13 protein-coding genes are annotated in these 14,060 nt (G+C 35.8%); 4 read left to right on the forward strand and 9 right to left on the reverse strand.

Annotation, left to right across the window (positions count from 1 at the left end; translation table 11 throughout):
* Positions 1-3: 3 nt before the first annotated feature.
* From LD272_RS07105 to LD272_RS07115, 3 genes are read right to left on the reverse strand one after another with little or no spacing between them, the layout of a single operon-like run.
* Positions 4-582 carry a 4Fe-4S dicluster domain-containing protein gene (locus tag LD272_RS07105; protein ID WP_226035909.1) on the reverse strand — a complete coding sequence of 193 codons (579 nt, stop codon included), beginning with the start codon at positions 580-582 and terminating at the stop codon, positions 4-6.
* Complete coding sequence (locus LD272_RS07110) at positions 583-2,754, reverse strand: molybdopterin oxidoreductase family protein (RefSeq protein ID WP_226035910.1); 2,172 nt, start codon at positions 2,752-2,754, stop codon at positions 583-585.
* The gene (locus LD272_RS07115; protein ID WP_439647387.1) at positions 2,741-3,781 is read right to left on the reverse strand and encodes a hypothetical protein; all 1,041 of its coding nucleotides are present in this window, start codon (positions 3,779-3,781) and stop codon (positions 2,741-2,743) included. Before LD272_RS07115 ends, LD272_RS07110 begins: the two co-directional genes overlap by 14 nt.
* A 316-nt stretch (positions 3,782-4,097) precedes the next feature.
* Between LD272_RS07115 and LD272_RS07120 the strand changes: the two genes are divergently transcribed.
* Positions 4,098-5,654: a hypothetical protein gene (locus LD272_RS07120; RefSeq protein WP_226035912.1), complete on the forward strand. Its 1,557-nt coding sequence runs from the start codon at positions 4,098-4,100 to the stop codon at positions 5,652-5,654.
* 53 nt (positions 5,655-5,707) lie between these two features.
* Here LD272_RS07120 and LD272_RS07125 read toward each other — a convergent pair whose 3' ends face one another.
* Together LD272_RS07125 and LD272_RS07130 are read right to left on the reverse strand one after the other, a co-directional pair.
* Entirely contained in the window at positions 5,708-6,343 is a 636-nt protein-coding gene (locus LD272_RS07125) for a helix-turn-helix transcriptional regulator (protein ID WP_226035913.1), read from the reverse strand.
* Between the two features lie 123 nt (positions 6,344-6,466).
* Positions 6,467-6,904 (reverse strand): DUF86 domain-containing protein, encoded by a 438-nt coding sequence (locus tag LD272_RS07130; RefSeq protein WP_226035914.1) that lies wholly within the window; start codon positions 6,902-6,904, stop codon positions 6,467-6,469.
* 178 nt (positions 6,905-7,082) lie between these two features.
* Between LD272_RS07130 and LD272_RS07135 the strand changes: the two genes are divergently transcribed.
* On the forward strand, positions 7,083-7,352 hold the full coding sequence (locus LD272_RS07135; protein ID WP_226035915.1) for a DUF3055 domain-containing protein: 270 nt from the start codon (positions 7,083-7,085) through the stop codon (positions 7,350-7,352).
* A gap of 384 nt (positions 7,353-7,736) precedes the next feature.
* On the opposite strand, the gene LD272_RS07140 is transcribed toward LD272_RS07135, so the two are convergent.
* The gene (locus LD272_RS07140; protein ID WP_226035916.1) at positions 7,737-8,012 is read right to left on the reverse strand and encodes a YutD family protein; all 276 of its coding nucleotides are present in this window, start codon (positions 8,010-8,012) and stop codon (positions 7,737-7,739) included.
* Between the two features lie 177 nt (positions 8,013-8,189).
* On the opposite strand from LD272_RS07140, the gene LD272_RS07145 reads away from it, so the two are divergent.
* Entirely contained in the window at positions 8,190-8,837 is a 648-nt protein-coding gene (locus LD272_RS07145; RefSeq protein WP_226035917.1) for a YhcN/YlaJ family sporulation lipoprotein, read from the forward strand.
* 288 nt (positions 8,838-9,125) lie between these two features.
* The gene (locus LD272_RS07150; RefSeq protein ID WP_226035918.1) at positions 9,126-10,055 is read left to right on the forward strand and encodes a M23 family metallopeptidase; all 930 of its coding nucleotides are present in this window, start codon (positions 9,126-9,128) and stop codon (positions 10,053-10,055) included.
* A gap of 232 nt (positions 10,056-10,287) precedes the next feature.
* Here the strand turns inward: LD272_RS07150 and LD272_RS07155 are convergent, their stop codons facing one another.
* The 3 genes from LD272_RS07155 to LD272_RS07165 all read right to left on the reverse strand — a co-directional run bounded on the left by LD272_RS07155 (position 10,288) and on the right by LD272_RS07165 (position 13,941).
* Complete coding sequence (locus LD272_RS07155) at positions 10,288-10,386, reverse strand: methionine/alanine import family NSS transporter small subunit (protein ID WP_226035919.1); 99 nt, start codon at positions 10,384-10,386, stop codon at positions 10,288-10,290.
* Complete coding sequence (locus LD272_RS07160) at positions 10,386-11,921, reverse strand: sodium-dependent transporter (protein WP_226035920.1); 1,536 nt, start codon at positions 11,919-11,921, stop codon at positions 10,386-10,388. The genes LD272_RS07155 and LD272_RS07160 overlap by 1 nt, the downstream gene beginning before the upstream one ends.
* 463 nt (positions 11,922-12,384) lie before the next feature.
* A complete protein-coding gene (locus tag LD272_RS07165) occupies positions 12,385-13,941 on the reverse strand; it encodes a Na+/H+ antiporter NhaC family protein (protein ID WP_226035921.1) in 1,557 nt (518 codons plus the stop codon).
* Positions 13,942-14,060: the final 119 nt, after the last annotated feature.

Genomic DNA, 14,060 nt, shown 5'->3' on the forward strand with positions numbered 1-14,060 from the left:
TCCCTAAAACAGTTTTACTGTCCCCTGTAAGACACCAGGAAGATTAACTGTTACATGTGTTTCGCCCTCAAGATAAGGCATGCTTGTTACCCATTTATCGTTACCAACATCAGTAGCTTGTTTTTTGTCTGCGATTTCGTCCTCTGTTAACCATTGCAGCGTGTTTGAAGGACATACACTTGCACACATTGGTGGGATATCATCTTTGGTACGATCAATACATAAGTCGCATTTGTACATGAGGTTTTCTTCCTCGTCAAATTTAGGTATTCCATATGGACAAGCAATTGTACAGTTTTGACAACCAATACATTTGTCTACCGTGGCAGATAATACTGCACCAGTTTCATGGATTTGTATCGCTTGAGCAGGACAGCTTCTAGCACAAGCAGGATCTACGCAATGTAAACACATCAATGGCATTGTTTGACTGTTTACTAAAGGATTTACATCATAGACATAGTTTCTGTTTTTCTGTTCATGTCCTCCGCACTGCGTACAAGCAGCAAGACACGCTCTACAGCCTATACAATTCTCAAGTTCCATGTATAATTTTCTTCTTGTCGTTGTTGTTGTCGTCATTTAAAGCACCTTCCCAGCAACTTTTATTTTGTCAATTTGAGCAGCACATGCTTTATATTCCGGCATTTTTGATATAGGATCTAATGCCGCTATAGTTAATAAATTAATTGATTCTAAATCTCCAAAATGATAAGGGACAAAAACAGTGTCTTCTCGAATTGCCTCTGTTATTTTCACTTTATAATTTGCCTTCCCTCTAAGTGTATAGAGAAGAACTACTTCATCATGCTCGATGTCATACTCCGCTGCAGTAATTGGATGAACTTCAACGTATGGGTCTGGACACATATCGTTAAGAAACTTAATTCTCCTCGTTTGGTTTCCTGATAAATAATGGTAAACGACACGTCCGGTTGTTAAACGAAGTGGATACTTCTCAGACGGTTCCTCTGCTGGCGGTCTGTATGGAAGTGCACAAATTTTCGCTTTTCCATCAGGGTGATAAAACTGTTTATCAAGGAACATATGCGGAGTTCCCTTATCTTCTTTATCTGTACAAGGCCAAAAAACACCGTCTTGTTCATCGATCTTATCCCAAGTAGCCCCGTAATAATCGGCAACTCCACCCTTTGAAGCTAATCTGAATTCTTCCGCTACATCTTTAGCAGTCTTTAAGTGTGAAAAATGCTTACCCTTACCAAGTCTTTCAGCAAGCTCAACCTGCATCAGCCAATCCGGCTTTGATTCACCAATAGGTTCCTGTGCTTTATTAATTTTAATAATTCGACCCTCAAGATTCGTTGTTGTTCCTTCATCCTCAGACCATGAAACTGAGGGTAGAATCACATCTGCATATTCTGCTGATTCCGATAAAAAGAAATCCCCACATACCATAAAGTCTAATTTTTTCAGTGCGCCTCTTACAAAATTTAAATTCGGTGCCGAAACAGCCGGGTTCGAACAAAGTAAATATAGTCCACGAATTGTTTTATTATCCATTAGTTCAAACATTTCATAAGCAGATACACCAGGTTTTGGCATTTCTTCAGGCTCAATTCCCCAGACCTTACTTACACGTTCGACCGCTTCAGGGTTTGTTATTTTTTGATAACCTGGTAGTAGGTCACTCTTTTGTCCGTGTTCTCGACCACCTTGGCCATTTCCTTGTCCAGTAAAGGTAGCTACACCCGCTTTTGGTCTACCAATCTTTCCTGTAACTAGCGCCATGTTTGTATATGCTGAAACGTTATCAACACCTTTATGTTGTTGTTCAACTCCTCTAGCAAACATAACAATCGCATTAGGAGCTTTTCCGTATATTTCAGCTGCTCTTTCAATCTTTTCAACCGCAACACCAGTAATCATGCTTGTGTATTCCGGAGTGAAATCTTTTACTAACTCTTTTGTCTCTTCAAATCCATTTGTGTGTTGATTAACGAAAGATTCATCTGCATAACCATTTTGAATCAATAAATTCAAGATACCATTTGCTAACGCTAAGTCCGTCCCTGGTCTTAGGTCTAAGTGTACATCTGCTCTTCTAGCTACAGGGGTTTCTCTTGGATCTGCAACGATTAGATAACCACCACGTTCTTGAACAGCCCATACTCTAAACATTGAAGTCGGATGACATTCAGCCGTATTACTTCCAGCAATAAACAGACAATCAGTTTGATGAACATCTGTCCAAGGTAAGGTTGATCCACGGTCAACACCAAATGATCTTAAAAAACCACCTGCAGCACTAGACATACAGAAACGTCCGTTGTAGTCTATGTATCTAGTTCCCATTGCAACTCTGGCAAATTTACCAGTTAAATAACACTTTTCATTAGTCATTGATACACCGCTAAATACGGAAAGGCTATCTTTACCATAATCTTCTTGAAGTTCACCAAACTTTTTAGCAATCAGATCATATGCTTCGTCCCAACTCGCCTCACGAAAGCCTTCTTTCGTTCCTTTTAATGAAGCGTCATCGCGAATAAGTGGTTTAAGAATGCGGTCGTCGTGGTTTGTTTGTTGATAAGCCGTAACACCTTTAGGACACATCTTTCCGAGAGTTACTGGCCAGTCATATCTCGGTTCAACACCAATAATTTTATTTGTACTTTTATCTACTCGTAAGTTCATACCACACTGCATACCACAATAGCTACAATGTGTCTTAACCAACTCTTCATTTCGATGTCTTACGTTTTCTATATCTCTAAAAAATTTATCCTTTTGCATTTTGATTTGCCTCCTTGATTGGTACTTCATGTGTAGCAAAGCCAGAAAATCTTGAAATACGATATTTTCTTCGACAAGGTAAACACAGTTCAGCTAGATTGAAACCATCTTTCATGTTGAATTCAATATCATTCGTTCCTAACACCTCGATAACATCGTTGGATTGTTCAATTGAAACAAAGTCATCTCCACAAACCTTACATTGTTTCATAGATTTCTCTCCGTAATGTTCACGGTAGTTTCTGGCAAACACACTAAGTGGTCTAAAAGGAATGTGAGCAAGCTTTCCAAAAGGCAAGTAAATTAAGGTAACAATAACTGAATATTGATGGATTAGAGACATCACATAATGTCCTGCACCATGTAAGAATACATTGATAAACGTTAACAGAAGACCTGTTACACTTATAAAAATCAAAAGATAAAGTGGTAAAAAGTCATACATGAAATTCTGTTCTGCTCTAGCCTGCATATTTTTAAGGCGTCGATAGAGTGCCATACAAACACCCATGATTACCATAATTGCGCTGAAATTAAGCGCGTTATAAGACATAAAAGCGATAAAACCATCAGCTGGAACAGTCATAAGATCCATTCCCATTCCAACGATCGTGTACATTCCGCTATCTTCCATTGTAAAATACATCCAGCCAAATACGAGTGGGAAGGTCACTAGACACGATAGTATAACGCCCCAACCTATTAAGATGTGTTGAGTCCATCGGTAAATTCCCCTATTCCAGATGAATTTATATACCGCTAGATGATTCACCGCAGTTTTCGGTGTCGTTTTACGAAATAATAGCTTAAATCCTTTTTTAATAAAAATTTTGGTTGGTGGTCTCTCCCCCCAAGCAATAAAGCGATAGAAAAAGCCACCTAAAAAAACAATTGTACCAACCATGTACCCATATAGATTTAAATCCACATGCGTAAACATTCTAGTACCAATAATAGAAAGAATTACTAGACCACTTACGGCGAGAAACATTGATTTCGCAAATTTTGATGCAAATGCGTTATTTATCGAATTAGTCCTTTTTTCCATATTACCCATTGGTTCTTTCATACTGACATCTTCCATTTGAACTCTCCCTTTACGAACGTTTTCTTTATTAATTTAATTGTAAGCAAATTATGGAGACAATGGTATAGGGGAACCTCCTCATCTTGAGGGGGAAATTCCCCTATTATTTATCTATGCTGTCAAATTAGTCCTCTCGAATCTTTTATAACTGAAGACAGCATTAGATTAACTACTTCCAAATTTTTCTGAAAAATGATAAAATTTCCATAAGTTTAGTATTTAATAATCAAAAAATCTAAAAAAGAAGGTCTATGGTATGCGTTTAAAATCACGCCTATATTGGTTAATTCCAGCAATCATTTTATTAGTTGCCATTGGTTTATTATTTAGCGAGAATTTTAAAAATGTAACAGAGGTTCCTGATGAGGACTGGAGTAGAGCATTACCGATTGGAAGCACCAACATAAATAAGTACCCGTTTATTTCAAAAACTGAGGATGGTGCCATTGAGATTGTAGAATTCGATGACCAAATATTAGTTAAGAAAACCTATGGAAGCCAGTATAATGTAATTGATGAGGAGAATTTCCCGGATATACCGTTTAATAAGTGGACGAAAGTATTTTCAAAGGGGAACGATTTAGTTTATTTCCAATATAAAACGATATACGATGGTACCACGAAAAAGGAAATTACAAACGCAGATAGTTTTCATCCACTTAGGGATGCACTTATTTATCTAAAAAACAATGTGGTTTATCAATTAAATCTAAAAACAAAAACATCAGAAATACTTTACACCATTGAAGGTGAATTTGATGAACTGGTTACTTATCAAGCAGAGACTGAAGAACTTGTTTTTCTCACATATGCTAAGAATCAGGACAAATTAGATGTTTCCGTATATAAACATAGCGATAATTTGACAACAACCATTCACAAACAAAAGTTCTCTATATCACGAAGTGAACGAGTACAAGATGCCGCTCTAGCATATAAAGATAACCATCTAGCCTTTGTGTTTAAAACAGAACGAAAAGGTGCAGGAGGTTCAGTACCGGTTAATAACGTATATCTCTTCGAAAATGAAAACAAACCTAAATTAAACAAAATCACATTTAACGATCCAAAAGGAGCTAATGAGTTAAGAAATATTAGTGATCTTTCTTTAGCATTTGAAAATGAAAATGTGAAGATACTTTTCTCAGCAAAAGGTAAAAGTAAAACAAAATATCAAGGAACAACTGCTTTTAATATTTACGAAGCTGTAGTAAATGAAGAAGATTATAAAATTTATCGTAGAAGTAATACATCCGATTATTCAGCTAAACCTCAGTGGATTAATAACGATACAATATCATGGATAGATTTTCAAAGTGAGGCTAATGACATTCTCCTTTCTTCTTCTGACCAAGCGTTAATTGGCCTGACGAAGCAATATACTGGTACTGAATATATCAAGGCTTTAGGCAAAACCATCGGCATGGGTTCAGTAGCTATATTCGCTATCTTAATATCTAGTATGTGGTTCATTTGGCCGTTACTGCTGATAACAATTATCTACATGTCTAAACGAAACCTGCTAGATCGAGATCCAACTTGGGTCTACTATGTTGGGTTAATATCCTATGCAGTGGCCGTACTTTTGTTCAAACACCGTTTCTTTATCGACACAATAGACATAAAAGCACCTGGCTATCTTACTTTCCAAAATAGTGATTTGGTATTCTTACTAATTTTAGGTATATTAGCCCATTTATGCGCCTCAATTGGGGCTACTCAAAATGAGTGGAATGTTCCAGTTAGACTGCTCTACTTTATGGGTGTTCACATCACAATGCTAGCGTTTTTCTTCGGTCCTTACCTAATATAAAATCCAAGGATAATCGAAAATAAGACAGGCTCCCTTTATAAAAGGAGCCTGTCTTATTTTCGATTATCTTCAATTAAAAAGCTACAACAGTTAGCACCGTTTACAATACATGTACTTGCAACTACCTTACTATCCTTCAATAGTTCTGTGAATAAATCGACTTCCTGCTCACAAATACCTTTATATTCATGGGCAACACTTGAAATTGGGCAATTAAATTGTTTTAACGTATAAGAACCATCTGTGTTTGTTTGTAAATCGGTCATATAACCTTTCTCTTCTTGAACTTGAACTAATTTTTCTATTCTATTTAAATAATCCTCTTCATTCGCTATTTTACTTTTATACTCACTTGTAGTTTTTTCCGCTCTACTAGCTAAAAGTTGATAAACAAAATCTTTTCCTTTTAATTCCTCAAGCTCTTTTAACAGGTCCACAGAAAACTGTTGATAATGAGAAGGGAATATATCCTCCCCTTTTGGAGTTAACTGATAAATATGGTAAGGGCGGCCTACCGTTTGTTTTTCTTGGAAGGAATTTATATAACCATCCTGCTCAAGCTTATGAATATGCCTTCGTAAAGCGATGTCCGTAATTTGAAAATTTTCCATTAATTGAACAATCGAAAGTTTATTTTTCTGTTTAAGTTGCAGTAATATTTTTTCTTTGACAGAACTTTTTTTAATCATCAAAAAAACCTCCTTTTCAATTTTAATCGAACAGTGACTAATAGAGTAGATTACCCGTTAAGCTTAGGCCTTGCTCGTTAAATTGAACGAGGGGTATCACGATGTGAATACGAGATAATCCTATTACTGATTAGAAAATGCTGTCGCAACGTTTGTTTGATTATCAAGATAACTTCTAATACGCATACTGAATTTCTCAAGAGAATCATAATTGTTATTTATCAAAGAAAGTATTTGGTCATGATCAATCGTTAAATACTCCTTTACTAACATCTTTCTTAAATTAATTACTTCTTTATAATTATCTGATTCTGTCTCTGGCAACACATCTTCATCAACTAGGATATCAATTATATCTGTAAAACTTCCAGGGTCTCTCATAATAAAACCATCAATCATCATGTTCCCCACATCAAGGATCGATTCAATAATCATATGGGACATTCTTTCCAAACTTAATCTCTCTAGAAAGGAATTAAATTGATGTTGTTCAATCTCCTGGAGCAATCCTTCTATATATAATAATGTTTTCTCTATTTCGTTTCTATCAACAAAGTACAATCTAACAGCCTCCTGTTTACATTAAGGATACATTTATCATACCATATATTAATGCTATTCCTTAAGATATCCCTTTAATTTGTCGCATCTATTTGTTATTTTAATATAGAAGACGTGATGAATAACGGTCTTTATAATGTCAATTACTAAATAGAACAGTTAATGACGGAGGTATGAGATGAAAGATAGTCATGTACTAATTAAGGATGAAAGTTTCCATGCAAAGACAAGAATTGTAAGTTTTAAAGGTGATTATAAACGCTTTGATATCGCTATAATTACTACTGAACAATATGAAAACAAAAAGCTAATTCTAGATTTAAACAGCAACAGGTATGCACTGTTAAATAAGGAAAATATAGCTGAAAAAGGAACTCTTGAACATGCCTACAAGCTGACAGAAATTGATGCTCAAGATTTACGAAGTTTTCTTCAAGAGCTTTTATAGCCTGCAGAGCAGTGAGATAGTTTAATCAACAGCAAAAGTAAAAGACGCCTTTGAACAAATTTCCTAAGTGGTCATCCTAGTGCAATAGACAGCCTTGTCATGGTGTTATTACCTGTGATGAGGGAAGTCTTATGACCTCAGGTGGGGGTAGTTGGGACTTAGATTATTCACCAACCAAGTGCGATTACTCGATACAAAGCTTCGAAGTAAATTCAGTAAAGTGCTTTCACTGGAACTCGAGGTGGCTACTTAGGACTTAGGTCATCCACAAGAGTCCATTTTATAATTTCATGGCTAGTAAATCCTCCTTTTTCCAGCAAACATAACCGAAAATCTGGAGGATTTTTTATTTATGCTAAAAAGGGTGAAAAAACGAACTAGCTTTTATGTATAAATACGTTTTATTATAAAATAGGCACAACCAAAATTACAATATTCATATAAATAATCATCTACAGTACTTATTTTTGTATCAAAAGCTGCTTTTGGATTTTGATCATCAAAAAAACCCTTTAGCCTTAATTGGTCATAACCCCAGTCGCCCAATATAAAGTCATATTTATTTAAAATTTCACTATATCTTTCAATGAACGCCTCTTCTTGAAAACCTTCTCTTATATTCTCTATCATTTCATACTTTTTTCCTTGAATTTCAATCATGCCCATCCACTCCTTAAACTGTATATAGTGTACCATATTTTTTTGAATTTGAATCAACTTGGTTATTTACCCAAGATTGGAAGGATTTATTATAATAGTATTATTTTTGCTAGCATGTGTTCAGGATAAAATACTAACACTAAAACGGGGAGATTTATTAGGTCAGGAGGATAAATTATGAGCACAAAAACGTTTATCTTGTCATCCCTATTTGCTAGTACTTTAGTCATTTCAGGTTGTGCTGCAGGTAATGAAGCTGGACATGATCTAGAGCGCACCTTAGAACGTGATGAAAACAGTGGTACTCAGCAGGGAGACAATGCTAGAGATGAGTTTCAGTCCGATCAAAAGGATGTTGATCAAGAAATCACATCACGCCTTGGATACGTTAAATATAACAAAGATGAAATCGATATGGAAGAAGAAAGTAATCATTATGTCGCGATGGATCGATGGGAAATGGCTGATACAATTACCCGTATGATTATTCGTTATGATGGGTTTGAAGATGTTGCTACATTAGTTACCGACAAAGAAGTGTTAATTGCTTATAATAAACCTGAAAATATGGAAAGAGAAAAAGCTGCAACAATAGCACGAAAAACAGGTTTATCACTTTTGCCACGTTTCTATAAAGTTTATGTTTCAGATCAGTCCGTTACGTTTAGAGATATCCAAAGCCTAGAAAACTCCTTAACAGTTGACGATGAGTATGAAAGTACACTTGAGAGTATTATTAAAGATATGAAAAAAACACCTCAAGGTGAAGAAGTGTACGATGAATATAAAAGTAATAATGAACAAGTAGAGCATATGAATAGGTAAATTTTTAATCGAATAAATTTACAATCTGCACACGTACACAACAGTTTCAAAATCAAACTATGGTTGTTCGTAAAATCCTCACTAACAGTTACTTCGTTAGCAGAGACACTTAGAGTGAGGGTTTTACGGACGTTTACAATCCTCAGAAATGATAAGGGTTCTATTTCCAATTATCTTTATAAAGATGTCGTGCACACTACTTAATATCAAAAACAAAACGATTAGGGGGTGTAAATCATTTCAAATCAAATTGTTAAAAAAATCATTATTTTCTTCCTTGCTTTTTCTATGTTTCCTTTAGAATTAAATGCTGAGGAAAATGATAAAAAAGAAGACATTGATAAAGAAAAAATGGCTTTATATAAGAAAACTGAGGCGTTAACCAATATATCCTGGTTCTACTTAGCTGCTATAGATCAATATGAAAAACATAGTCAAAAAGAAACAGCCTCTGATGACCTCATTTCAATAACCATTCCTGAAATTAATTGGTTTGGTATTGGAAACCCTAGCAAGGATAAAACATCAGCATGGATATCTATGTTTAATGGTTTTGGACAAGATGGTAACGGTGATGGAACCGCTGACCCAACAGATGATGAAGATATTTTATACAGCATGGCAAGCTTTATTGAGCGACAAGGAAAAACAAGACAAGATATAAAAATCGCTTTATGGAAGTACTATCAACGTGAACTTACTGTCCAAACGATTATGAATATTGCTAAGGTTTACCAAACCTTTAATACCATTACCCTGGAAGATAATGATTTTCCGTTACCACTCAATATGAATTTTAGCTATAAAAACACTTGGGGAGATGCTCGTGGTTTCGGTGGAAGAAGAATTCATGAAGGTACTGATATCTTTGCCAACTATGGTGTACCTGTAAAATCTACCACTTATGGCGTCGTAGAAATAAAAGGTTGGAACAGATATGGTGGTTGGAGAATAGGGATACGTGATGTTCAAAACAGATACCATTATTATGCTCACTTAAATGGATACCAGGAGGGCATTGAAGTTGGAGATGTAGTAAAACCAGGAGACGTTATTGGTTCTGTTGGTGCAACTGGATATGGTCCACCTGGGACATCTGGAAAGTTCCCTCCTCATTTGCATTATGGGATGTATAAAGACAATGGTTATAGCGAATGGTCGTTTGACCCATATCCATCACTCAAACGATGGGAAAGGAATGCAAGAAATAGTAAATAATTGGTTAAAATTGTTAGGAAGATTCGGTTCTACATTGTCTAACCCTCTTATTGAATCCTTAAAATAAACAGGCGCCTTTAACAGCACCCTAGGGCAATAAGACAAACCTCGTCGTGGTTTTTTCAACAGAATGGCGTGTCTTAAAATCTCAGGTGGGGTAGTCATTTATTATTTCCAAAGTTAAGAAAACCCTTACCGAATTGGATCCGGTAAGGGTTTGTTATCTTATCATTTATTTTGATGACTTAACAGCATGAGTGATGCTAGCTGCAAGTCCTCCCCATATAATTACTATACCAATAACAGCCATTACAATAGCGCTAACTGACATTATTTAGCAACCCCCTCATCTTCAGAATCATGTAATTTTGCTTCAGATGCATTCTTTGGCCATTTTTTCACAGTCATTAAGGCACCAACAAACATTGCACCGATTGCTACTACCCAACCATAGGTGAATAAAAATTCAAGTGGATAACCACCATATGGTGCACCTGTTTCAGGATCACCAACTACCTCTGTTTTAAGATTTTGAAACATCATATAACCCAATACTACAGGGGTAATAATACCTAGACAAATTCTCCACCATAGTCCAAGTTTAATATCTGAGACACCGTCTGCATGAGCTTGAAAATCTTTTAACCCTTTAGCAAACCAAGCGATTGCTACAACCTCAAACAGACCCGCTAACGCTACACCATAACTGTTAATGAAGTAATCAACCGTATCAAGAAGGTTTAGTCCGCCTTGATTGGCAAAAAATAATGAAAATACTGCAGCAAGACCACCACCGAATGCGACAGCTTTACCACGTGAAACATTAAACTTTTCCTGAATACCGGCAATATAGGTTTCAGAAATTGAAATCATTGAAGATAAACCAGCAAGTACTAACGATGCAAAGAACAAGAATCCAAACAATCCTGCCATTGGCATTTGACTGATAATTTCCGGGAATACCATAAAGGCTAGCCCAACACCACCAGCTACTACATCAGAAACTGCTTCACCAGATTGTGATGCCATGAAACCTAAGGTAGCAAATACCCCGATACCAGCTAATAATTCAAACGAAGAGTTCGCAAAACCAGTGATAAATGCGTTATTGGTAATATCAGACTTTTTAGGCAAATACGAAGCATAAGTAATCATAATCGCAAATGCAATAGATAAACTAAAGAATATTTGTCCATAAGCTGCAACCCATACCGAAGCATCTGTAATACTGGACCAATCCGGTTTAAAGAAAGCATCTAAACCTTGTAACGCGCCTGGTAACGTAACTGCACGAACAACTATAATTAAAAAGATAACAATTAAAGTTGGAATAAATATTTTATTGGCTACTTCAATGCCTTTTCTGACACCTTTACCTAGGAAGAAAAACACAATTAACCATACAGCTAGTACTGGAAATAGCACCTTAGGTACCATTGACCCAAATGTTCCTGGATCAGCTAACTGTAAATAATCTCCTACAAAGAAAGCTGTTGCATCGCTTCCCCACTGTTGCCCAAAAGAAAAATAAGAATACATAATTGCCCATGCAATAATTATTGGGTAATAAGTAGAAATAACGAAGGAAACAGCAACTTGCCACCACCCAATCCATTCCATACCTTTGCTGATTTTAGAATAAGATCTTGGTGCCGATCCACGGTACTTATGCCCAATTGTGTATTCAAGAATAAGAAGTGGAATACCTGCCGTTAGAAGGGCAAATAGGTATGGTATAAAAAACGCTCCCCCGCCATTTTCAAAAGCTGTTGCCGGGAAACGCCAAATGTTACCTAAACCAATTGCTGAACCCATTGCTGCTAGTAGGAAACCAAGACGTGTTCCCCATTGTGAACGATTTTCCATTTGTTACTCCCCTTTTCAAATTTGGAAACACTCAACATATGAATTAAAAAATTAATACTATTTGCGAAAGAATGTTTCAAATTTTTATTGTATTCTGATAATTAATGATTATAACTAGTACTTTCTTCATTGTCAAAGGAATTAAAAACTATTGTAAGAAAAGATTACATACTAAGGAAAAATTTTACTGTTCAGTCAATTTATACTATTGATTTTTTGAAAGTTATCATCCGCATATAGTTGGGATAGACCGCTACCGAACTATATGTGGATGACAACTGCTGCATAGTGTCATTATGAAATTGATTCTGTTATTTGTTAATAAAGAGTTGAAATAACTAGATTAACCGTAAAACTAGGCAAGACTTAGTACCACAATCAATGTAATAGCATCCTAAAATGCCCAGCTACTATTTTTCTGCTCACAGTACTTCATTAATACAAATAGTGAAGTACTTTTCGTTTAGTTTATGCCTTTTTTTGTATTTAACATCTTTAGAGCTATAGCAAGTATTATCACAATTAGTAGTGTTGCAATAAGAGATAATAACACTTGTCCAGTAAAGCCTAATAATAAATATCCACCTACCGATGCTCCCGCACCAATTAAAGCATATGGTATCTGGGTTATTACGTGGTCAATATGATTTGACCCAGCACCTGTAGACGAAAGAATTGATGTATCAGAAATTGGTGAACAGTGGTCTCCAAATACAGAACCTGCAAGTACGGCCGCTAGTGCTGGCAAAACAAGATCAATATCCGTAACAGCCGCAATTTCGCCTGCTATCGGCAACATGATACCAAATGTTCCCCAAGAAGTACCAGTTGCTAAAGCCATAAAGCTTGCAACCGCAAATAGAAGTAACGGTAAAAGAGCAGGGTTTAACGATGTCCGTTCAACAAGTTGTGCTAAGTACTCACCTGTCCCCAAGTTATCTATGATTGCTCCAATCATCCATGCCAAGATTAATATATATATAGCCGGAAGCATTGTCTTTGCGCCTTCCCAAAAAACTTTCGCAGAATTAGCTTTGGGCTGCAATTGAAATAGATAAAGGATAAAAGCAATTATTACAGCAGATAGTCCTCCTAAAAATAACGAAAGATTCACATCTGTATTTTCAAAAATCAGTAATACAGTCGCTTGTTCATCCGTATTAAGAAATCCAGTTCCAATCATAGCAGCTACAGTACCAATAATTAATGCCCCGATTGGAATAATTAAATGATAGATTTTACCATTTTTATTTACTTTAAATGTTTCTTTCATGTCCCCAGGAATATTACCTTTTTCAATATCATAAAGTTCACCTGTGTTTTTCGCACGTTTCTCGTGTTTTTTCATAGGTCCAATATCTAAATTAGTTATTGCAACAAAGAAAACTAAGAAAATTGCAGCAAATGCGTACATATTTAGCGGAATCATTTTCACAAATGCTTCCAATGGTTGAAAATTAGTAATTTCATTTTCAACTAAAATAAAGCCAATTGTACCAATGATATATGCACCCCAACTCGATATTGGTGAAATTACAGTGATTGGTGCAGACGTTGAGTCAATAATGTAAGCAAGCTTTGCCCTTGAGATTTTATATCGGTCTGTTACAGGACGAGCAACTTGTCCTACTGCTAGACTGTTAAAATAATCATCAATGAATATTATTACACCTAAAATAGCTGGTAGAATTTGCGCTCCTTTGCGAGTTTTGACTTTCTCTATTGCCCATTCTCCAAATGCGTGGCTCCCCCCTGATGCGGTCATAAAAGCCGTAGTAATACCTAATAATAATAAAAAACCAAATAAGTACAGATTACCTAGGTTTAGCCCCTCATCAGTTACAAATATATTTCTGAAAACTTGCCAAATTTCATTAGAAGCACCTAATAAATTTAAATCATGCAACATAAATGCGCCTACTAGAACACCCGATCCAAGTGAAAGTAAGACACGCCTTGTTAATAAAACAAGAATAAGCATAAGCAATGCGGGTATTAATGAAAAAATGGTTCCTTCCATGCTGTAACCTCCATTAGAATAGTTGGTGGAAATCAAAAAACTGTGACAATTAACTATATCTATTAAAGTAGTGTCTTGATGATTAATCTACCCATGTTTAGTTTTGATATCACTAGGTT

The sequence above is a fragment of the Aquibacillus saliphilus genome, assembly GCF_020404745.1.
Classification (GTDB): domain Bacteria; phylum Bacillota; class Bacilli; order Bacillales; family Amphibacillaceae; genus Aquibacillus; species Aquibacillus saliphilus.

What these genes read in the sequence shown, in the direction of transcription:
- LD272_RS07105 (WP_226035909.1), bottom strand. Translation starts at nt 582, where the DNA reads ATGACGACAACAACAACGACAAGAAGAAAATTATACATGGAACTTGAG.
- LD272_RS07110 (WP_226035910.1), bottom strand. Translation starts at nt 2,754, where the DNA reads ATGCAAAAGGATAAATTTTTTAGAGATATAGAAAACGTAAGACATCGA.
- LD272_RS07120 (WP_226035912.1), top strand. Translation starts at nt 4,098, where the DNA reads ATGCGTTTAAAATCACGCCTATATTGGTTAATTCCAGCAATCATTTTA.
- LD272_RS07125 (WP_226035913.1), bottom strand. Translation starts at nt 6,343, where the DNA reads ATGATTAAAAAAAGTTCTGTCAAAGAAAAAATATTACTGCAACTTAAA.
- LD272_RS07135 (WP_226035915.1), top strand. Translation starts at nt 7,083, where the DNA reads ATGAAAGATAGTCATGTACTAATTAAGGATGAAAGTTTCCATGCAAAG.
- LD272_RS07140 (WP_226035916.1), bottom strand. Translation starts at nt 8,012, where the DNA reads ATGATTGAAATTCAAGGAAAAAAGTATGAAATGATAGAGAATATAAGA.
- LD272_RS07145 (WP_226035917.1), top strand. Translation starts at nt 8,190, where the DNA reads ATGAGCACAAAAACGTTTATCTTGTCATCCCTATTTGCTAGTACTTTA.
- LD272_RS07150 (WP_226035918.1), top strand. Translation starts at nt 9,126, where the DNA reads ATGTTTCCTTTAGAATTAAATGCTGAGGAAAATGATAAAAAAGAAGAC.
- LD272_RS07155 (WP_226035919.1), bottom strand. Translation starts at nt 10,386, where the DNA reads ATGTCAGTTAGCGCTATTGTAATGGCTGTTATTGGTATAGTAATTATA.
- LD272_RS07160 (WP_226035920.1), bottom strand. Translation starts at nt 11,921, where the DNA reads ATGGAAAATCGTTCACAATGGGGAACACGTCTTGGTTTCCTACTAGCA.
- LD272_RS07165 (WP_226035921.1), bottom strand. Translation starts at nt 13,941, where the DNA reads ATGGAAGGAACCATTTTTTCATTAATACCCGCATTGCTTATGCTTATT.